At 51.0% G+C, this 20,344-nt stretch carries 17 protein-coding genes and 1 pseudogene; 6 read left to right on the top strand and 12 right to left on the bottom strand.

Going from position 1 to position 20,344, the window contains the following annotated elements; translation table 11 throughout:
- Nucleotides 1–43: 43 nt before the first annotated feature.
- The 4 genes from M2108_RS02250 to M2108_RS02235 form a co-directional block, all read right to left on the bottom strand.
- Nucleotides 44–1,804: an ABC transporter ATP-binding protein gene (locus tag M2108_RS02250; RefSeq protein WP_277467518.1), complete on the bottom strand. Its 1,761-nt coding sequence runs from the start codon at nt 1,802–1,804 to the stop codon at nt 44–46.
- On the bottom strand, nt 1,804–3,555 hold the full coding sequence (locus M2108_RS02245) for an ABC transporter ATP-binding protein (protein WP_277467519.1): 1,752 nt from the start codon (nt 3,553–3,555) through the stop codon (nt 1,804–1,806). The genes M2108_RS02250 and M2108_RS02245 overlap by 1 nt, the downstream gene beginning before the upstream one ends.
- Nucleotides 3,556–3,671: 116 nt before the next feature.
- On the bottom strand, nt 3,672–4,748 hold the full coding sequence (locus M2108_RS02240) for a HAMP domain-containing sensor histidine kinase (protein ID WP_277467520.1): 1,077 nt from the start codon (nt 4,746–4,748) through the stop codon (nt 3,672–3,674).
- Nucleotides 4,745–5,419 carry a response regulator transcription factor gene (locus M2108_RS02235; protein ID WP_277467522.1) on the bottom strand — a complete coding sequence of 225 codons (675 nt, stop codon included), beginning with the start codon at nt 5,417–5,419 and terminating at the stop codon, nt 4,745–4,747. The genes M2108_RS02240 and M2108_RS02235 overlap by 4 nt, the downstream gene beginning before the upstream one ends.
- 155 nt (nt 5,420–5,574) lie before the next feature.
- Between M2108_RS02235 and M2108_RS02230 the strand changes: the two genes are divergently transcribed.
- Nucleotides 5,575–5,748 carry a hypothetical protein gene (locus M2108_RS02230; RefSeq protein ID WP_167360643.1) on the top strand — a complete coding sequence of 58 codons (174 nt, stop codon included), beginning with the start codon at nt 5,575–5,577 and terminating at the stop codon, nt 5,746–5,748.
- A gap of 97 nt (nt 5,749–5,845) precedes the next feature.
- Here M2108_RS02230 and M2108_RS02225 read toward each other — a convergent pair whose 3' ends face one another.
- Nucleotides 5,846–6,235 carry a TetR/AcrR family transcriptional regulator gene (locus M2108_RS02225; protein WP_277467798.1) on the bottom strand — a complete coding sequence of 130 codons (390 nt, stop codon included), beginning with the start codon at nt 6,233–6,235 and terminating at the stop codon, nt 5,846–5,848.
- Nucleotides 6,236–6,333: 98 nt separating this feature from the next.
- On the opposite strand from M2108_RS02225, the gene M2108_RS02220 reads away from it, so the two are divergent.
- The 4 genes from M2108_RS02220 (at nt 6,334) to M2108_RS02205 (ending at nt 10,328) form a co-directional block, all read left to right on the top strand.
- A complete protein-coding gene (locus M2108_RS02220) occupies nt 6,334–7,491 on the top strand; it encodes a type III polyketide synthase (RefSeq protein WP_277467523.1) in 1,158 nt (385 codons plus the stop codon).
- Nucleotides 7,478–8,203, top strand: coding sequence for a methyltransferase domain-containing protein (locus M2108_RS02215; RefSeq protein ID WP_277467524.1), 726 nt, complete (start codon nt 7,478–7,480; stop codon nt 8,201–8,203). Before M2108_RS02220 ends, M2108_RS02215 begins: the two co-directional genes overlap by 14 nt.
- Entirely contained in the window at nt 8,200–9,351 is a 1,152-nt protein-coding gene (locus M2108_RS02210; RefSeq protein WP_277467525.1) for an NAD(P)/FAD-dependent oxidoreductase, read from the top strand. The genes M2108_RS02215 and M2108_RS02210 overlap by 4 nt, the downstream gene beginning before the upstream one ends.
- A gap of 182 nt (nt 9,352–9,533) precedes the next feature.
- Nucleotides 9,534–10,328, top strand: coding sequence for a DUF817 domain-containing protein (locus tag M2108_RS02205; protein WP_277467526.1), 795 nt, complete (start codon nt 9,534–9,536; stop codon nt 10,326–10,328).
- 121 nt (nt 10,329–10,449) lie between these two features.
- Here the strand turns inward: M2108_RS02205 and M2108_RS02200 are convergent, their stop codons facing one another.
- From M2108_RS02200 to M2108_RS02180, 5 genes are all read right to left on the bottom strand, one after another.
- Nucleotides 10,450–11,517, bottom strand: coding sequence for a hemolysin family protein (locus M2108_RS02200; RefSeq protein WP_277467527.1), 1,068 nt, complete (start codon nt 11,515–11,517; stop codon nt 10,450–10,452).
- Nucleotides 11,518–11,569: 52 nt separating this feature from the next.
- Complete coding sequence (locus tag M2108_RS02195) at nt 11,570–12,886, bottom strand: hemolysin family protein (RefSeq protein ID WP_277467528.1); 1,317 nt, start codon at nt 12,884–12,886, stop codon at nt 11,570–11,572.
- A 357-nt stretch (nt 12,887–13,243) separates the two neighbouring features.
- Entirely contained in the window at nt 13,244–13,927 is a 684-nt protein-coding gene (locus M2108_RS02190; protein ID WP_277467529.1) for a LutC/YkgG family protein, read from the bottom strand.
- Nucleotides 13,924–15,351, bottom strand: a complete 1,428-nt coding sequence (locus M2108_RS02185; RefSeq protein WP_277467530.1) for a LutB/LldF family L-lactate oxidation iron-sulfur protein — start codon at nt 15,349–15,351, stop codon at nt 13,924–13,926. Before M2108_RS02185 ends, M2108_RS02190 begins: the two co-directional genes overlap by 4 nt.
- Nucleotides 15,348–16,103 carry a (Fe-S)-binding protein gene (locus M2108_RS02180; RefSeq protein WP_277467531.1) on the bottom strand — a complete coding sequence of 252 codons (756 nt, stop codon included), beginning with the start codon at nt 16,101–16,103 and terminating at the stop codon, nt 15,348–15,350. Before M2108_RS02180 ends, M2108_RS02185 begins: the two co-directional genes overlap by 4 nt.
- Nucleotides 16,104–16,269: 166 nt before the next feature.
- On the opposite strand from M2108_RS02180, the gene aldA reads away from it, so the two are divergent.
- A complete protein-coding gene (gene aldA, locus M2108_RS02175) occupies nt 16,270–17,715 on the top strand; it encodes an aldehyde dehydrogenase (protein WP_277467532.1) in 1,446 nt (481 codons plus the stop codon).
- Between the two features lie 303 nt (nt 17,716–18,018).
- On the opposite strand, the pseudogene M2108_RS02170 reads toward aldA, so the two are convergent.
- Together M2108_RS02170 and M2108_RS02165 are read right to left on the bottom strand one after the other, a co-directional pair.
- Nucleotides 18,019–19,358 (bottom strand): annotated as a pseudogene (locus tag M2108_RS02170) (IS4 family transposase).
- Between the two features lie 332 nt (nt 19,359–19,690).
- Nucleotides 19,691–20,107, bottom strand: coding sequence for a GNAT family N-acetyltransferase (locus M2108_RS02165; RefSeq protein ID WP_277467533.1), 417 nt, complete (start codon nt 20,105–20,107; stop codon nt 19,691–19,693).
- Nucleotides 20,108–20,344: the final 237 nt, after the last annotated feature.

Below are 20,344 nucleotides of genomic sequence, written 5' to 3'. Positions count from 1 at the left end.
GTCCCCGGACGGGACACCCTTTATTTGTGCGTAAACCCAAGAATTAAGAGGCTTGTTCAAACTGGCTGTTATACAGCTCCGCATAGAAGCCGTTCTTCGCAAGCAGCTCGCTGTGGCTGCCGCTCTCCAGTATATCGCCGTCCTTCAGCACCAGGATGACGTCGGCATTCTTGATCGTTGACAGGCGGTGGGCTATAACGAAGGAGGTTCTGCCTTCCATCAGCTGATCCATCGCCTGCTGGATCAGCAGCTCTGTCCGCGTATCGACCGAGCTGGTAGCTTCATCTAGAATGAGCATCGGCGCGTTTTTCAGCATCGCCCGGGCAATCGTCAGCTGCTGCTTCTGGCCGGCAGAGAGATTGACCTTATCGCTCAGCACCGTATCGTAGCCGTGGCTCAGGGTCTGAATGAAAGGATGCAGGCCGACAGAGCGGCAGGCGGCCTCGATTTCGGCATCGGTGACGCCTGTTTTGTTATACACCAGGTTCTCTCTTACCGTTCCTTCAAACATCCAGGTATCCTGCAGCACCATACAGAAGAGATCGTGAATGTTCTCCCGGGTCAGGCTGCTGATCGGAGAACCGTCGATGTAGATTTCCCCGCCGGTCAACTCATTGAAGCGGATCAAAAGATTAATCAGTGTGGTTTTGCCTGCGCCGGTCGGACCGACGATGGCAATCTTCTGGCCGGGCTGTACCTCGGTTGAGAAGTCTTTAATAACCAGATTGTCTGTTTCTTCATAAGCAAACTGCACATGCTCAAAGGTAACATGGCCCTCAGCGGTAACCAGCCTGGTCTGCTTGTGATCTTCATTATCCATTTCCTCTGCATCCAGAAATTCAAAAACACGCCGGCTGGCAGCGGAAGCGGCCTGCAGATTCTGTGCGGCCTGCGCCATCTGGGCGAGCGGCTGGGTAAAGAAACGGACGTACATAATGAAAGCGACAATGACGCCGAAGGAGATGGAACCGTTGATCGCCAGTACAGCGCCGACCACACAGACAGCCACATACCCGAGATTCCCGATAAAGGTCATCAGCGGCATCATCAGACCGGAAAGAAACTGCGCTTTGAAGGCGCTCTGCTTCAGCGACTGGTTCAGGGAATCAAAGGTTTCGCGCATCTGCGCTTCGCCATTGTAGGCTTTTACAACGGTATGTCCGGTATAGACTTCCTCGACATGCCCGTTAATTTTACCAAGGAATTCCTGCTGGCTCTGAAAATATTTCTGTGATTTCTTCATAATGACGGACATCAGGCCAAAGCCGATCAGTGTAGCAGCAATCCCAGTGAGGGTCATAATCACATTGGTCTTGAACATCATGATCATGGAGCCGGCGAACAGGGCGATAGCCGTAACCAGGGTGCCGACGCTCTGGTTCAGCGCCTGCCCGATGGTATCCACGTCATTGGTAACCCGCGACAGAATATCGCCGGTTGCAGACTTATTATAGTAGGGGATCGGCAGACGGTTCATTTTGCGCGACAGGTCGCTTCTGAGGCTCCTGGACACTTTTTGCGTGATCATTGACATGATAAGGCCTTGACCGAGTGACAGGACAGCGCTAAGCGCATAAATGAAGATCAGGAACAATCCGATTGAAGCAACAGCATCCAGATCAATGCCAGTAACTATACCTGCTATGATCAGATCGGTCAGCTCCGAGAGCTGATCCGGTCCAAGCAGAGTGAGAATGGTGCCCGCAGCAGCGCTTATAACAGCGATCAGAATGACAGGAATATGCGACCGGCAATAGTGGAGAAGCCGGCTCCAGGTGCCAGGCTGCTCTGATTTCTTTTTCATTAGGCAAGCTCCTCCTTCGACAGCTGTGAATAAGCGATTTCCTGATAAATGCTGCAGGATTCCATCAGTTCATCATGGGTTCCCATACCGGCGATTTGCCCGGCTTCCAAGACAATGATCTTGTCCGCATCCTTGATCGTACCGATCCGCTGTGCCACAATCAGCATGGTTGTGCCCCGGGATTCCTTCTTCAGCTCGCTGCGCAGTTTACGGTCCGTCTTGTAATCCAGTGCTGAGAAGGAATCGTCAAAGATCAGGATTTCCGGTCGGCGGGCGATGGCCCGGGCGATGGACAGACGCTGCTTCTGGCCGCCGGACAGATTGGTTCCGCCCTGGGCGATATGGGCATCATAGCTGCCGTCCATTTTCTCTACGAAATCTGCGGCCTGTGAGGTATAGACCGCATCCACCACATCGGAATTCAGATCCCGCCCGTTATCACCGAAGGCGATATTGGAGGTTACTGTACCGCCGAACAATATTGCTTTTTGCGAGACATAGCCCATTTTGTTGCGCAATGCACTCTGTTCATACTGGTTTACATTGATGCCGCCGACAAGCACTTCACCGGATGTAGCATCGTAGAAGCGTGGAATCAGGTTGACGACAGTGCTTTTGCCGCACCCGGTTGAACCGATAAACGCTACCGTTTCGCCCTTCTTGGCTGTAAAGCTGATGTTCTTAAGTACATAATCTTCGGCATCCGGGTATTTGAAGCTGACATTCCGGAATTCCACCTCGCCGGCGTGACTGGAAGGAGCGGCCGTAAGTGAACCGTCAGTCAGGCTCGGCCGGGTCTCCAGTACCTCGTTAATCCGCTTGGCCGAGACATGTGCACGGGGCAAGAGAATAAAGATGATGATCAGCATCATAAAGGCCATAACGACCTGCATCGCATAGGAGGAAAAGACAATCATATCGGAGAACAGGCCCATTTTGGCGCCGGCATCGGCAGATTGGATCATCTCTGCGCCGATCCAGTATATCGCCAGACTGAGGCCGCTCATAATCAGGGTAATGCTCGGCATCATGGCAGATAATACATTGTTAGCGAACAGATTGGTCCGGGTCAGCTCATCGTTCGCTGTGCCAAATTTGTCCTCCTGATATTGTTCGGCATTATAAGCACGGATGACCCGCATTCCTGTAAGATTCTCTCTGGTAACACGGTTCAGATTATCCGTCAGCACCTGCAGCTTCTGGAATTTCGGCAGCACCAGTACCACACAGATGCCGACAATGACGATCAGGACACCGACGGCTGTGCCTGTGGCCAGCGACCACTGCCAGCTTTTCCCGGTAATTTTGAGAATCGCCCAAACGGCAAGCAGGGGAGCCTTGATCAGCAGCTGCAGGCCAATAACAATCAGCATTTGTACCTGGGTAATGTCATTGGTTGAACGGGTTATCAGACTTGCGGTTGAGAAGCTGTTGATTTCCTCCATCGAGAAGGATTGCACCTTGTTAAACAGTCTGGAACGGACTCTGGCAGAGAAGTTGGCCGCAATTTTCGCCGCAATTCCCGCTACAATGATGGAGGTGGCCAGACTTCCCAGCGCACAGAGCAGCATCCAGCCTCCTGTGGCCGCAATCTCGGACATCTCACTTCCGGGTGTCTGGATTAGCCGGGTGATATCGCTCATATAATCGGGCAGCTCCAGATCGAGCCAGACCTGTGCAATGATGAACAGGACGCTGAATGCGAATAATGCCCATTCCTTCGGCTCAAGATTTTTAAGCAGTTTAATCATAAGCGTGACTCCTTTAGGTGATATGGGATGTTGCTAGTAGCATAGCGGAGGAAGATAAACTGAACATTAACTTTTCTGAGAACAGCAAAAAGCCCTGAAACAACATGGCGGTTGTTTCAAGGCTGAACGTGTCCTGCAGGCAAGGTTACGGTAAACTCTGTTCCCTGGAAGGGGAGGCTATCACATGTAATGGTTCCGCCGTGCAGCTGTACGATCTTGCTGACGATGGTTAAGCCGAGGCCGTTGCCCGCAGTGGAATGAGAGGTATTCTGCTGATAAAATTTATCGAATATTTTTGGCAGAGCCTCGGGTGAAATGCCGGGGCCGTTATCACGGAATTCAAAAGCTATACCGCCGCTCTGTCTGCTCATGCTTATACTAATTTCGCCGCCTTCCGGCGTGAACTTGATGGCATTATCAAGCAGGTTCAGCCAGACCTGATTGAGCAGCTCCTTATTGCCTTCGAGCTCATAATCATGCAGGTCCACATTCAGGGCAAGCTGCTTTTTCTCAAATTTGGCCGTCAGCAGCAGCACGGACTGGCGGAGCTGCTCCCCGGCGTTGAAGCTTTTTTTGTCGGTCAGAATGGTCTGGGTTTCGATCTTGGACAGCTCCAGGACGTTTGAGGCGAGTGAGGCCAGTCTGGCGGATTCTTCAATGACGATATCCAGGTATTCGTCCCGTTCCTCCTTGGGAAGGTCGTCATGCTTGAGCATTTCGGCAAAGCCCTTGATCGAAACGATCGGGGTTTTGAATTCATGTGAGAAATTATTTACAAAATCAGTGCGCAGAATTTCGATCCCGCCCAGCTCCTCAGCCATCCGGTTGAAATTCTCGGAGAGAATCCGGAATTCCGGCGGCCTTGTAAGCTGAAGCCGCATAGAGAAATCACCGCCGGCCAGCCGGTCTGTTGCATCTATAAAGGTGCGGATGGATTTGACCATCCGGCGGCTGGTTACAGCCGATATAGCCGTGCCGATGATGATGCAGGCGATCAGGATAAGCAGGGGGACAACGGTTCCGTCCCTGATGATCTCCTCATTGATCAGGCCGAAGACATCGGCCAGATAGAACAGCAGTCCGGTAACAATCACCGTTATCAGAAAGATGAAGAAGACCGCAAGCGAGAAGAGGAGGGGCAGGCTGAGTCTGCTGCCGACCTTTTTGCCTAATTTGCTGCCTAATTTGCTCAAGCCTTCTTCACCGCCTTGTACCCGAGCCCGCGCACCGATACCAGCTCGAATTCGGGATAGGCTTCAAAACGCTTCCGCAGCCGGTTAATATGCACATTTACTGTAGTATCCACACTTTCATTATCCATGCCCCAGATTTCATCCATCAGCTGGATGCGCGTAAAAATCCGGTCAGGGTAGGACAGCAGCTTGTACAGCAGATAAAATTCCTTTTGCGGCAGCGTTTGCCGCTCATCCTCGCGGGTCACTGTGAGTGCCTCATAATCAAGAATAACCTTGCCGATCACCAGCTTGCGGGCAGTGGCAATCTGAGAACGCCGCAGCAGGGCCTGAATCCGCAGCAGCATTTCTTCCGTGTCAACCGGCTTGGTCATATAATCATCGGTTCCCAGCCGGAAGCCTTTCTTCTTATCCTCCGGAAGATGCTTGGCAGTCGCCATCAGAATTGGAATCTGGCTGTTCGCAGCTCTGACTTCTGCGGCAAATTCATAGCCGTCCATGCCCGGCATCATAATATCCAGAATAATCAGATCAATATGCTGTTCATCAAGCACTTCCAGGGCTTTAAGCCCGTCCTCAGCCGTAAAAACGCCATAGCCTTCGCGCTTCAACACGGCTTCAAGCAGTCTTCTGACATGCTTGTCATCTTCCACTACAAGAATGCTGATCATGTCACGGGTTCACTCCATATCGGGATTAAGCTGATTATAAGGTTCAGAGCCATCGTATCATCTTTATTTTGCTTTGAACAAGCAGCTGTATAAAAAACCTGAAACCGCAGTACCCTATAAGGGCAAAATGATGCCTCAAAGGAGATGTGCATACGATGGGAAAACAGACGAAAGCGACACCGGTAACCAAGGATAATCCGAACAAGACAGCTTCGGCCTCAGCCATTCCGTCCAATAAGAAGGAAACGGAGTTTGCAGACGAGCTTTCAACCAGCGATATCGAATCGGCCTTCAAAAATCCGGTTACCGGTGAAGAGCGGATGTACTAGAATTGCCAAAAAACAGCTGCAGACCAGGACGGGGAACAGGTCCGGGACGCAGCTGTTTTGCTGGATGATGTTACTTTAAAAGTCTGCACTCAAGTGTTCAATCAGTATCCCCGCAACCAGTTTCCAGCGCATTTATTAAGAAATGCTGTTCCTTTTCGCGCCCGATAAAAGCCTCATATTGAGTTTTCAGTGCTGTTCCCGCTTCATAAGCCTCGTAATGCAGGTCAAACAGTAGAATGAACCGGATGCAGCCCGGATGCGCAGTACCATATTCAAATGCATTCAGCATGGAGACAAGCATTACCCTGCCGCTCATACCGGCTGATGATGCTTCTTTGACGTATCCGGTCATATTCTCCAGTATTTCTATTTGCACTTCAAAGACCAGCTCGTCGATGGACTGAAAATGCTTATAGAAGGTCACCCGGCTTATTCCTGCCAGACTGCATATTTCCTTTACATTTACTTTGAGAAAGCTTTCCCTGATAAACAGTGTCCGGCATGATTCCGGATTACAAAAGGCCTGATCAGGGTAAACATTGTTAATTCAAATGCAACCCAAAACTCATTAACGGAGGCTGAGAGATGACACAACTGAACAGTAATACCGGAGCAGCGATTCTCGGAATGGGTACCGCTCTGCCGCTTTATTCGATAGCACAGGCAGATGTAGCCGAGCTGATCGCTTCATCGCTGCAGGACAATCCGGATCTGGCCCGCTTTGCCAGGAGAATCTTCAAATCCTGCGGAGTCGAGAACCGTTATACTTGCGATGACAGCTATCTTGGGACAGCAAAGACCTGCCGTTACCTGCCCTCCGGTGAACGGACGGATATCCCTACAACGGAGGAGCGGATGAAGAAATATCAGCAGGAGGCACCTCCGCTGGCACTGGAGGCTGCCAAAAGATCCCTGCAGGACGCGAATCAGGCTCCCGGTGAAATCACGCACCTGATTACTGTCAGCTGTACCGGCCAGTATCTGCCGGGCCTGGATGTCATGCTGATCAAAGAGCTTGGGTTGTCCCCGCGTGTGAACCGGCTTCCGTTAATGTTTCAGGGCTGCGCGGCCGGTCTAAAAGCAATCCAGATGGCCCGTGACGTTGTCCTTGGGGCTCCCGGCTCTAGGGTGCTTGTCGTTTGCGTTGAGCTGTGTACGCTCCATTTTCAGCCGGTAAAAGAACGCGAGGCTTTGTTAGCAGCCTCCTTTTTCGGCGATGCTTCTGCTTCCTGTGTGATAGGTGAACCGGGAGTAAGCCATAAGCATTGCCTCAGTCTGGGCAAGGGTTACTCGGTATTGCTCCCGGATTCCACAGAGGATATGACCTGGGAGGTAGGCAATACCGGATTCGATCTATATTTATCTCCGCGGATCCCGAAGCTGCTGGGAACCCACCTGGAGTCAGAGCTTGGCCAGCTGCTGGGAGACAGCCCGCTTCCGGAGCTGTGGGCCATTCATCCGGGCGGACGGGGCATTGTCGATTCTGTACAGGAGGTTATGAAGCTAAGTGATGAGCAGACGCGGTACAGCAGGGAAATTCTGAGAACCGCAGGCAATCTGTCCTCCGCCACCATTCTGTTTGTGCTTGAGTCTATGCGACGGGACATGGAAGCCCGTAACGAAAAAACGAAGGAAGGAGTCGCAATGGCCTTCGGACCGGGCCTGACCGCCGAGCTGATGTCCTTCACTTATGTTCCGGCGTATTCACCTTCCTATCAGGAGGCAGGCCATGCCGTTTTTTAGAACCTTGTCGGTGCGTGCCAAAGAGGATGAGCTGATGGATGACTTCTCCATGGGCGGCGAGGAGCTCAGTGAAGCCTTGAAGCATCTGCGGCGGCTGAACCGGATTTTTGCTGCACCCGGCCCCACAAGGGATGGGGTACAGAAGCTCTGGCAGGCAATCGGACAGCCGCAGAAGCTCAGTATTCTAGATGTCGGTGCAGGCTCAGGCGATGTGAACGTCAAGCTGCTGGAGTGGGCGGACCGCAAAGGAATCGAGCTTGAGATTACGCTGGTCGATATGACCGAGGAAGCCTGTGTAGAAGCAAGAAAGCTTTTCCGGCATGAGCCGCGAGTGAGTGTGCTGCGGGCGGATCTGCAGGAGCTTGCTGATGCTTCGGCTGATATTGTGACCGGCTCCCAGTTTGTGCATCATTTTGACGGCCAGCAGCTGGTGGAAATGGTGGACCATATGCGGAGGGTGTCAAGGTACGGTGTGGTGATCAATGATATCCACCGTCATCCGGTATCGTATACTGCAGTATGGGTAATGACCCGGATGATTTCGCGCAACCGGTATATCCGGCACGACGGGCCGTTGTCGGTTGCCAAAGGCTTTAAGGGGAGTGACTGGCAGGAGCTGAAGCAAAGGCTTCAGGCCGATGCTATGACCTATACCTGGAAGCCGCTGTTCCGTTATTCAGTAGTAATCCCGAAGCAGGTGATCAGCGGATGATGAAGCAGGTGGATGTAATAGTAGCCGGGGCGGGTATTGCCGGGAGCAGCAGTGCCCTTCAGTTGGCCCGTCTCGGGCACAGTACGATTCTTCTGGATCGGCAGGAATTCCCCCGGCACAAAACCTGCGGGGAGTTCATGTCCCCAGAGACGAAAGAAATGCTGGAGGTGCTGGGCATTAATCTCGGGGCGCATACACCGGCCCCGGGCATTATGGACAAAACCCTAATTATCCTGTCCCATGGCGGGGAGATCGGGGCACCGCTGCCTGGGAATGCAACCGGAATAAGCCGCTATGAGCTCGACCGGATTCTCCATCAGCAGGCACAGTCGGCAGGGGCAGAAATTGTAACCAAAGCTGTGGTTACCGGGATCCGCAAGCTGGATGATAACCGTTACGAGGTGGAAACCAGGCAGGGGGACAGCAGGGTCACGTACCAGGCCCGCGCTGTCATCGGCGCCTACGGAACCAGGAAACCGCGGGGCGTGGCTGCCCCAGCAGAAGATAAAAGAGATGATACCGTCTATATCGGAATCAAATCCCATTATAGCGGTATCGCCATACCGGAACAGGTGGAGCTGTATTTCTGTGAAGGAGGCTACATCGGGATTTCCCCGATCGAAGCGGGGAAAGTGAATATAGCGGCGCTCCTGACCCTGGATTCCGTTCAAGGCAGCGGAAAATCAGTGCAGGAGATCCTGCATTCGGCCGCCCGGAGTAACCGCCGGCTGGCTGACAGACTGGCAGAAGGAACTCCGGTGGCCGGCACCCAGGTATCCGTCGCACCAGTCCGCTTATCGGACACTCCCGAGCCGTGGTCGGAATTTCCGCATATCGGTGATGCCATGCTGATGATCCCGCCGCTCTGCGGCGATGGAATGTCGATTGCCCTGCGTTCTGCGCTGATCTGCTCAGGCTGGACTGACCGCTACCTTAGAGGAATGATCAGCTATGAGGAGTGGCAAACCGGATATTCGGCGGAAGCGGACCAGACCTTCACCCGGCTTCTAAGGCGGGCACGGAAAATTCAAAGATTGGCCTTTTCCAGAACCAACAGGCTGTATCCCGGTCTGGCACGGGTTTTTCCGGGGCTGGCCAGGTATGTTGTCAAAGCAACGCGATTGTCGGAGACCGGAATGAACCGGTAACAAACAGCCACTTCAAGCCGCCTATATGGCGGATTTTTTATATACATAAAAATTTTACAATATTAATATATTTATAATAGATACATATTTATTGTTTAACGATAAATCGCATGATATGATACTGGCAACGACAGTTAAATGAGGTGTTAAGAATGAACTCATTATCCGGGGTGAACCCTGCAATGAACAGAAAGGTGAGAAACGCTTTTACCCAGCTGCTGCATTTCGGGTATCATCAGGCGATGAGCTGTATTTTCCCCGTGGCTATCTTTGGCACGCTTGCTTTGTCCGGCGCGGTAAATCTCCCTTTTATCCACCGATATGATGCTATTCTGCTCGTCCTGCTCACCGTCCAGTATCTGATGTACCGCAGCGGGCTGGAAACGCCGGACGAGATCAAAGTCATCTGTGTCTTTCACGTTATTGGCCTGCTGCTCGAGATTTACAAAGTAAGCATGGGGTCATGGGCTTACCCTGAACCGGGCTTCAGCAAAATATTCGGCGTACCGCTGTACAGCGGATTTATGTATGCCAGTGTCGCAAGCTTTATGTGCCAGATCTGGCGCAGGCTGAGAATGGATATGACCGGCTGGCCGGGGCTGCTTCCTGCAGGTCTCCTGGGCGGAGCCATTTACCTGAACTTTTTTACTCATCATTTCATTCCGGATTTCCGTTGGTGGCTGACCGGGCTCGTGCTCATTGTATTCTGGCGGACCTGGATCATCTACCGTGTCCGGAATACTACATACCGGATGCCGCTGACACTGGCGTTTGTAATTGTCGGCTTTTTTATCTGGCTGGCCGAGAACATCGCGACGTTCTTTAACGCCTGGAAGTATCCGGATCAGCATCAGACGTGGCAGATGGTCGGCATCGGCAAAATCAGCTCCTGGTTTCTGCTGGTTATTATCAGCGTCATTATCGTTGCTCAGCTTAAGCATGTGAAGGCAGGAAGGGGCTACCGCCAGTCCTTATAAAACACTTCAGATACATACCGGATGACTGTACCCTGCTGCAAATATCATTATTCCGGATTGAAAAAGGAGCCTGCACGGCATGTGCAGGCTCCTTTTATGCCCTATAGAAGCAGCTTTTCATTTAACTCGGGGAGACGTTCATACTCACGTTAAGGCTCTCATCCCTGATGTCGCCGACGATCTCCTCCAGAAGGTCTTCCATCGTTACAATCCCGATAATAGCTCCTGACGTGTCCGTAACAGCAGCCATGTGTACCCGGGTCTGCTGCATCCGGAGCAGGACATCGCGCAGGTTCTTGCCGGCAGCATACTTCGGAATATCGTGGATAAAGGTCTGCCAGCTGGCTATCCGGCCGGCGGCGATGCTCGTAAGCATCTCTTTGGTATTTACGTAACCGGTATACCGGCCGCTGCCATCAGCTGCTACTACAGGGTAACGTGTATAATCATGTCTACCCAGTACTTCAATGAGCTTTTCTTCAGGCATATCATGCTGTAATGTAACTACATTCGATACCGGTACGATGATCTCACTAAGTGTGCGCTCATCAAAGGCAAAGATGTTGTTCAGGTAGACGAGCTCCGTTTTGTTGATTTCTCCGCTCTCGTAGCTCTGGTCAACGATCCATTTCAGCTCTTCTTCAGAATGGACTGTTTCGTGCCCGGCAGGCTTAACCCCGAAGATGCGGAGCAGCAGGCGGGCGGAACCGTTCAGGGCTACAATGAACGGGTACGTGATTTTACCGAACCAGTACAGCGAAGGGGCAAGCAGCAGGGTCATCTTCTCGGCGAACTGGATGGCCAGTGTCTTTGGTGCAAGCTCACCGATAACCACATGCAGGAAGGTAATGATCGACAGGGCAATCAGATAGGAGAGCAGCGTTGACAACGCAGCCGGTACACCCATCTGGTCAAACAGCGGATGCAGAATCCGTTCAACCGTCGGCTCACCGAGCGCCCCCAGCACGAGGGCAGTAATCGTAATACCAAGCTGACAGGCGGATAAATAGTAATCGAGATCATGTGCCACTTTTTTGGCGATGACCGCTTTTTTGTTGCCTTCACTGATTAATTGATCAATCCGTGACATACGTACTTTTAGAATCGCAAACTCGGCTCCGACAAAAAAAGCGGTAAGACCGATAAAGATCGCAATCATAATTAAATTTATCGTAATAACTCCGTCCAAAGTTTTCCCTCAGCTTGAGGGATTCACCTCCAAAATAATAGATAAGACATTCTTATTGCTGTAACTGCGGCTGTTTGTAGTGCAGAATGACCTGCTTGATCTGGAAATTATCTATTTCCATAATCGTCCAGTTTTGTCCGCCGGCCTTGAATTCATATCCCGCTTCAACAGATGTACCTTCACGGAATTGAATCCAACCCCCGATGGTATCGATTTCCTCGCTGTCCTCGAACGTCAGGCCAAATTGCTCTTCAATATCCTCCAGCAGCACTCGTCCGCTAATAATATAAGTCTGCTCATCAATCCGCTGGATTTCCGACACCTCGTCAGCATCGAACTCATCCCGGATTTCGCCGACCAGCTCCTCAAGGATATCCTCCAGGGTGAGAATCCCGGCAGTACCGCCATATTCGTCAATAACCAGAGCCATGTGCATCTGCTCCTGCTGCATTTTCAGCATGGCTTCCTTAATAGGCGTTACAGAAGATACGGTAGGGAGACTCCGTACAAATTCCTTCAGATCAGGATCTCTGCCCGCGATAATGTGCGGAAGCATCTTCTTCACGTTGACCACACCCAGAACACGGTCTTTATTACCGGTCTCGATGACCGGATAGCGGGTATAGTTATTGATGTCGAGTATGCTGACGATATCTTCATTCGACATATCATAATCCAGGGCGACCATACTGGTCCGCGGAATCATAATATCCTTGGCAATACGCTCATCGAAGGAAAATACATTTTCCAGATACTCCAGCTTCTGTTCATTAATCTCGCCGCCCTCAAAGCTCTGGGCCATAATAATCCGCAGCTCTTCCTCCGAATAATGGTCCTCATGGCCTGCCGGCTTTACGCCGAACATGCGCAGGATGACCCGTGAAGTTCCGTTCAACGCAACGATAAACGGGTGCATGATTTTGCCGAACCAGTAGAGGGGCGGAGAGAGGAGAAGCGTAAGCTTTTCAGAAAACTGGATCGCCAGTGTCTTCGGTGCCATCTCTCCGACAACTACGTGCAGAAAGGTTACAAACAGAAATGCAATTGCATAAGACGCTATAGAAGCAGAAGATTCAGATACATTGAAATAATCAAAAACAGGGTAGAGAATACGTTCTACCGCCGGCTTACCGATGGCACCGAGACCGAGTGCAGTTACTGTAATCCCGAGCTGGCAGGCAGACAGATAGTAGTCCAGGTCTCCAACCACTTTTTTAGCTAATACTGCCTTTTTGTTGCCTTCATCGATCAGCTGTTCAATCCGTGACATCCGCATTTTTACAGCTGCAAATTCTGAAGCTACAAAAAAAGCCGTCATTACTATTAATATTGCAAGGATCATTAGGTTAGTTAAGGTTATTAAATCCAATCCTTTCCCTCAAATGAGGGATTCACCTCCAAGTTGAATTAAGGACGTATTTGTGAATCAAACGTAAGCGCCGGGATACTCATACAGCCGTAGAAGCGGATCAATGTAGGAGCACAATCCATTTGCAATATCGCCTTCCCATTATTGTTCGCCCCCCTCCATAAGATATACGAAAGAGTATAACATATTACAACCCAAACCATCCAGTAGCACGTTATGGTTTTCTGCCGGCGATGACAGTAAGCTTTCCCCAATAATCAGCATCAGTAAAAATAAAGCAGAGCAGTCCTTCTTCCGCTGCTCCGGAAGAACACTGCTCTGCTTATTTCCTGTTGACTGCCAGACAAAGGTTATTATTCAGATAAGGACATAGGTGGCTCTCAACGGGCCGTGTACGCCGACAACCAGCTGCATTTCTATGTCCGCCGAATTGGAAGGTCCGGAGATGAAGTTGATGGAGGAGCCGACCTGCTCTCCCGCTTCAATCCGCCGGTTCAATGCTGCCGCTGCCTGAGTGGAACGCAGTACGATCCTTTCTCTTTCAATTATGGCGATATAATGCTCAGGCAGAAAGTGGAGGGCGCGCCCCTGATCCGGCCGGCTTTCCACGACTATAGTTCCCGATTCAGCCAGTACATAATCTGCGAATACGACTACGGTATTAGCCGCTTCTGAACGGCTGATATTCTCCTCGCGGCCGGAAGCCTCCGACCATTCCGTTGAACCCGGAAAGCTCAGCCCGTAGCGGGCAAACCTCGGATCACCCGAGGTGATTACTGATCCACCGCCGTTGGCGTCAATCAGATCATCAAGCGTCTGCTGCAGAATCTCAGGTGTGGATTCAATCAGCTGGGTATGGATGAAGAAGCATTGCTCCTTCAAAATATCAATCAGATCGGCATTGGTAAGCGTCCCGTAGCTATCGGGCATCATTCCCTTGATATCCGGACGCTGAACGTTGTATGCGCGCTCCCGGCCGAGACTGGAAGCCACCCGGTTCAGAAAGGATTCCCTGTTGTTGTTTTTGTTAATGGCAGTCATTGGTTTGTACCTCCCTGACGTTCCTTCATCCAGGTGCGGAAGCTGTCCGCTTGCTTGACCGGCTGATTAAGATCACGGACGCCGACCCAGCCCTGGATCAGGCCGGGTCCTCTGACAATCCGGCCATGCTTGCTCATCATCCGGCTGCCCGGATTGGCCAGACGCAGCACCTTCCCGAACAAAGAGGGGGAGGAGAGGAGGCGGCCTGCTGCTTTCATCTGGATGCGTTCGGCAGCGCCGGTCCGCTTCTCCTTCACGATATTTTGCCGGTGCATGATCAGCTGCTCGTGCAGCGGAATTTTGACCGGACAGACATCTGTACAAGCCCCGCACAGACTGGAGGCAAAGGGCAGCTCCTTGTAATCATCATATCCGCCGAGCAGTGGCGTAATAACCGCTCCGATCGGGCCGGGATAGATGGAGCCGTAAGCATGACCGCCGATATGCCGGTAGACCGGGCAGACATTTAGGCAGGCGCCGCAGCGGATGCACTGCAGGGCCTCGCTAAATTCACTTCCCAGAATCTCGGAGCGGCCGTTATCGACGACAACGAGGTGGAATTCATCAGGGCCATCGCTTTCTCCGGGTGCCTTGGGCCCCATGACAGTGATGTAACTGGTCAGCTTCTGTCCGACAGCACTCCGGCAGAGCAGATTGTCCAGCACCTCCATTTCCTCAATGGTCGGGACGATCCGTTCCATCCCCATTACAGCGATCTGCGTCTTGGGAATAGCGGCTGTCAGATCACCGTTGCCTTCATTGGTCACCAGATTGATCGCGCCCATATTGGCTACGGCAAAATTGCAGCCGGTAATCCCGACATCCGCCTCCAGAAACTTCTGGCGCAGCACTGCACGGGCATGACGGGCCAGCTTCTCAGGGCTTTCATCTCCTGTGTAGCCAAGCTTTTCTGTGAATACCCGCTTAATCTGGTTGCGGTCCTTATGCAGGGCAGGAGCCACAATATGTGAAGGCGGATCCCAGTCATCGATCTGCAATATATATTCGCCAAGGTCGGTCTCGATCAGGTCACAGCCGGCTTCAAGCAGCACCTTGTTCATTTCAATTTCCTCAGTGACCATGGACTTTGATTTGACGATTCTCCGGGCCTGCTTCGAGACGACAACGTCCCGGATATAACGGCTGGCCTCTTCCTTGGTTGCGGCAAAATAGATATGACCGCCTTTGGCCTCAATATTATCAGCCAGCTGGTTTAGATAGAAATCCAGGTTCTTAAGCGTATGCTGGCGGATCGTCTGGCCGACAAGCCGCCATGCCTCCCAGTCACCGAGCGCAGTAGCGGCAGTAAGCCGTCTGGTCTTAAGGCTGTCCTGTGCGGAACTTACCGCACTGCGCATAAAAGTATTGCCAATGCCGTCTGCCGTCCGCTCGCCGAACTCACGATTATCTGTTTTCAGGCTCATGAGGAGATGCCTCCTTTGGCTGCTGCTGCCGGCTCGCCGGTCTGGTTCAGCACCTCAGCAATATGCATGATTTTGACGGGTGCTCCTTTACGGGACAGGCGGCCGCCGATATTGAGCAGGCAGCCCATATCCGCGCTGATCAGTATATCCGCCCCGGTTTCAATCACACTGTCGCATTTTTCATCGACCATCTGCCAGGAGATTTCCGGCATTTTCACTGAGAAGGTTCCGCCGAAGCCGCAGCAGTTATCGCTGTTCTTGAGCGGCTCCAGCTGTAATCCGCGTACTTGTTCCAGCAGCTGGTAAGGGGTTTCTTTTTCACCAAGCAGTCTCGTCATATGACAGGACCGGTGATAGGTCGCCGTCCCTTCAAGCCTGGCTCCGACATCCGTGGTCCCCAGCACTCTAACGATGAACTGGGTGAATTCGTACGATTTCTCTTTTAAGGCAACCGCTTTCAATTCCCAGTCCGGATCACCTTTAAATATCTTCGGGTACTCATGGAACATGGCTATACAGGAGCCTGAGGGACCAACTACATAATCTGAATGCTCAAAGGCGAGCATCATATTTTTCATAGCCAGCTTGGAATCCTCCAGATACCCGCTGTTATACGTGGGCTGGCCGCAGCAGACCTGCGAAGCCGGAAAATCAAGCTCACAGCCAAGCCTTTCAAGGACTTCAACCATTGCTTTTCCCGCTGCCGGGGTCATAAGGTCTACTAAACAAGTCGAAAAGATGCTTACTTTCATTCCTGTTCCTCCAATCGCAACGTTGGTATTTATAGCTTAACTCAAAAAGTCAATGAAAAACAACATAAAAACACACGAAAAATGTGTATGTTGTTGACATAAAATGTTGTTAGCGTTTACACTAGGGAGGAAGTGATGGAATAATTTTTCTTGAGGGGGAGTAACAGTGGAAAAGCATTTGATGTACATCAACGGCCAATTTACCGAATCAGAAACCCAAGAGTGGATGGATGTCACCAACCCGTCAACCGATGAAGTCATTTCACAGGTACCTAAAGCGACCAAAAATGATGTCGCACGTGCCATTGATGCTGCCGATGCAGCACAGTCAGCCTGGGAAGAAACCCCTGCAGTAGAAAGAGGAAAGTATCTGCATGCGATTGCAAACGGAATCCGTGCTCAGGCGGACAGTATTGCCAGACTTATCTCCGAGGAAGTAGGCAAAACGCTGGAGCTATCCACAGTGGAAGTCCATTTTACGGCAGACTACCTGGATTACATGGCTGAATGGGCACGCCGCTACGAGGGTGAAATTGTCCAGAGTGACCGCGATAACGAGAATATTTTTGTGTTCAAGCGGGCCATCGGGGTTACAACAGGGATTCTGCCCTGGAATTTCCCGTTCTTCCTGATCGCCAGAAAAATGGCACCGGCCCTGATTACCGGGAATACTATCGTAGTTAAACCTAGTGTTGAGTCACCTAATAATGCGATTGCTTTTACTAAAATTGTAGATAAAGTCGGTCTGCCAAAGGGTGTATACAACCTGGTGACAGGCAGAGGCGGCGAGGTCGGCAATGAGCTGGCCAGCAACCCGAAGGTCGGCATGGTCAGTCTGACAGGCAGCGTTCCGGCCGGACAAAAGGTGATGGAGGCCGCAGCCGAAAACATTATCAAGGTCAGCCTTGAGCTTGGCGGCAAAGCACCGGCGATAGTCATGGCTGATGCCGATCTGGATCTTGCGGTTAAAGCGATCGTTGATTCCCGCGTCATCAATACAGGCCAGGTGTGTAACTGTGCCGAGCGCGTGTATGTGCACGAATCGATTAAGGACGAATTCACCGCCCGGCTGGTTGAAGCCATGAAGGCAGTGAAATACGGCAATCCTCTGGTCGATACCGGCATCCAGATGGGACCGCTGATCAACAAGGCCGCGCAGGATTCTGTACAGCAGAAGGTGGACCGGGCAGTTGAAGAAGGCGCAAAGGTTCTGCTGGGCGGTAAAAAAGTTGAAGGTACTGGCAGCTTTTATGAGCCGACCGTCATTGCCGGTGCTACTAACAAGATGGAGATCGTGCAGGAAGAGATCTTTGGACCGGTTATCCCGATTGTGACATTCGCAACCCTGGATGAAGCGATCGAGCTGGCCAATGACAGCGAATTCGGCCTGACTTCGTCCCTGTATACGCAGAACCTGAATGTGGCGATGAAGGTAATCAAACGCCTGAAGTACGGGGAAACGTACATCAACCGCGAGAACTTTGAAGCGATGCAGGGCTTCCACGCCGGCTGGCGCAAATCCGGCATCGGCGGTGCCGACGGCAAACATGGCTTGAACGAGTATCTGCAGACTCAGGTTGTGTACCTGCAGTATGATAAGTCGGTTAACTGACGTACGTTGAATGAGGAATGTAAGCGTTTGTATGCCCACTGATGTTTGAAAACAGATGGAAGTTACTAGATCGATGCTGCAACATGGATAACTAAAGATGTGCACTAATCTTATTATAGCTACAGGCTCCCGGGCTTTCCGGGGGTCTGTATTTCGTTCAGGTAAGGATAGGGGATATAGGAAGGTGATAGAAAGTAGATAGTAAACTGTAGGGAGTAGTTAGTAGAAAATAGGAGTAGATAGTAAGGAGTTAATAGTAGACAGAAGTTAGCAGGGAGTAAATAGTAAATAGAAGTAAATAGCTCAACTTTCGCAGTTCAAATCTCCAAATAAACCCTTGATATTACTGGGTAAACCGGAAATCAACTCCTGTAGTTGACAAAAAACTTCTGTTTTGTTCTTTGTTTTCGCCTGGGACATTTCAAGAAATAAACTCATGAGCTGCTGAAGCGCAAACTGGTAGTCCAGATCGCGAACCTCGTCCGCAAAGAGAAAGAAGAGTCCTCCAAGTGTCCGGTCATCACTCGATTGACGCCGTTCGTATTCCATGGCTAAATACCGGCTGAATACAATCTTCGTATGGCTAATCAGCCCGTCAAAGGAACGGCCCTGGAATTCAGTTCCCAGTTTCAAATAGCTTTTGGTGACCTTAAAAAAAGTCTCAATGCTCCAGCGCATGCCGTAGATTCTTACGATTTCAGCTGCGTCTACCGTCACATCCGTACTTAAAATGGCCAGCCACTCTCTCTTTTTATTCCGGTTACGGACAAAAACAAGCTTCACGGGTAGCCCACAAGCCGTTTGCACGATGATGGAGCCTTTCATATCTTTTGCCTTCGAGGCAGGAAGGCTTTGAAATACTTCTCGCAGCGTCAATCGCTTGCCCTGCACCAGATAGCGTTGTTTCATTTCTTTCACCATGCCAATCACAGGAAGCCCATTAATCGTAAGAGTGGAGTCTGCGTAAACCAGCAATCCATAAGCACGTAGTCGGCGGTGAATCCTGCATGCAAAGCCCGTTCCAATAAAGCTACAACCGCATCGGGCTTCCGGGAAAAGGCCTCTATTCGACGCTTGTAGCCGTGACTTCGTTTGGACAGATTCGAAGCTATTTCACACAACCGATTGGTGATTTTGGCAGAAGAGAGCATGACAAAATCAAGTGGAGCAAAGCTAAAACCGTCCGACCACCCTAGAGTTAGCATGGTGTAGCCTTTGATGAATTTGCCGGTGGAATGGTCAAAAACCCGTGCTAATAGCTCTGCTTTTTTGCTCCGGTTTCGGCTCAAAACGGAATCGTCGATAATAAACACACGTACGCGCTGAGAGGAAATGAGCGATTCGAAATGACGTACGATGCGAAGACTTAAGGCCTGCAAAAAACGTCGCCAAGCAAAAGAAGCTTGATTCAAAAAGCGGTAGATGACGTCTTTGCCGGGAAGATCTGCAGCGCGGTCACTTTCCAGAAGGTGAAACCAGTTCTTCCCTTCGAAGACCAAGGAGAACACGATTTGAAAAATCGCTAGGCTTGAAAGACCGAACGATTTAGAAATGCCCACTTGACGCAAGGTTTGTCCGATATGAAGGGTCGCAAAAAGTTTGGAAAAGCGAGACTGTTCAGACAGGGAATGTTGTTGTAACATAGGGTTACGCACCTTTCTTGTTGGCATGGTTGCTCGACACTTCCATGATACCAAACTAGTGAGGTGTTGTTTTTTGTCAATTCGGCTAAATGTTGCGAATTCTTCTTACAGCCTCAAGGGTTTAAGCCAATTTTCTAGGTGCGAAAGTTGAGTGAATAGTAAATAGAAGATAGTATGGTTTAGTATTGGAGTAAATTGCGGGGGCCGGGGAACAAGGGGAAAACTCCCATTAAGCGATTATAAAGCATGGCAAAAATGCCCTTGATTTCGCCCGCGGCAGGCGAAATAGCCAAAACAAGGGGCAATGCATCCACTCTGCGCAACAGCCCCCGCTATAGCCGCTTCTTCAGATAATACTTCGTATGCCCCTCATTCGGGCAATCCTTGATTTCTCCGAAAATCTCGTAGCCCTGCTTTTGATAGAAATGAGGCGCCTGCCAGCTCATGGTGGTCAGCTCACTTACTTTGCAGCCGAGCTGCCGGGCCCGGTTTTCAATCTCAGCAAGCAAGGTAGCCCCTAGACCGGTCCCTCTATAGGCAGGATCTACTGCCAGCAGGTTCACATTCAGGATGTTCCAGGCCACATCTCCAGTGATCCCGCCCACAAAGCAGTCATTCTCGTAAGCTGCAAGGGAGAGCATTGTCCGCTCATAGGGTGGAATGCTGCTATCTGCACCATGGCGGTGCTCTTCAAGTAACCTCGTTATTTCCCGCTGATTGTGTACTGCATCCAATTCTACAATATTCAAGTGTGCTCACTCCTTCTGCCTAACTATAACATAATCTGGAAGAGCTGCAGACCGGTTAACGCCGGCCGCCTCTAATCTAATCTTATATCACCATATACAACGCATAGACCATTCACCTAACTAAAACATCAAAATTCAAACCAATCAGTAGACTGTGTATTTCAGATTGGGGCGATCGTTACATATTGGGGCTGGTTAACCTCAGGTTTCTCTGCGATTATGTTCGGGCAAACAACG

This window comes from Paenibacillus sp. PastM-3, from assembly GCF_029893965.1.
Lineage (GTDB): Bacteria > Bacillota > Bacilli > Paenibacillales > Paenibacillaceae > Paenibacillus_AQ.
The sequence above is the reverse complement of the archived record's forward strand: the minus strand, read 5'-3'. Positions and strand labels throughout refer to the sequence as shown.

What these genes read in the sequence shown, in the direction of transcription:
- M2108_RS02250 (WP_277467518.1), bottom strand. Translation starts at nt 1,804, where the DNA reads ATGAAAAAGAAATCAGAGCAGCCTGGCACCTGGAGCCGGCTTCTCCAC.
- M2108_RS02220 (WP_277467523.1), top strand. Translation starts at nt 6,334, where the DNA reads ATGACACAACTGAACAGTAATACCGGAGCAGCGATTCTCGGAATGGGT.
- M2108_RS02180 (WP_277467531.1), bottom strand. Translation starts at nt 16,103, where the DNA reads ATGAAAGTAAGCATCTTTTCGACTTGTTTAGTAGACCTTATGACCCCG.
- M2108_RS02205 (WP_277467526.1), top strand. Translation starts at nt 9,534, where the DNA reads ATGAACAGAAAGGTGAGAAACGCTTTTACCCAGCTGCTGCATTTCGGG.
- M2108_RS02210 (WP_277467525.1), top strand. Translation starts at nt 8,200, where the DNA reads ATGATGAAGCAGGTGGATGTAATAGTAGCCGGGGCGGGTATTGCCGGG.
- M2108_RS02215 (WP_277467524.1), top strand. Translation starts at nt 7,478, where the DNA reads ATGCCGTTTTTTAGAACCTTGTCGGTGCGTGCCAAAGAGGATGAGCTG.
- M2108_RS02235 (WP_277467522.1), bottom strand. Translation starts at nt 5,419, where the DNA reads ATGATCAGCATTCTTGTAGTGGAAGATGACAAGCATGTCAGAAGACTG.
- M2108_RS02230 (WP_167360643.1), top strand. Translation starts at nt 5,575, where the DNA reads ATGGGAAAACAGACGAAAGCGACACCGGTAACCAAGGATAATCCGAAC.
- M2108_RS02185 (WP_277467530.1), bottom strand. Translation starts at nt 15,351, where the DNA reads ATGAGCCTGAAAACAGATAATCGTGAGTTCGGCGAGCGGACGGCAGAC.
- M2108_RS02245 (WP_277467519.1), bottom strand. Translation starts at nt 3,555, where the DNA reads ATGATTAAACTGCTTAAAAATCTTGAGCCGAAGGAATGGGCATTATTC.
- M2108_RS02190 (WP_277467529.1), bottom strand. Translation starts at nt 13,927, where the DNA reads ATGACTGCCATTAACAAAAACAACAACAGGGAATCCTTTCTGAACCGG.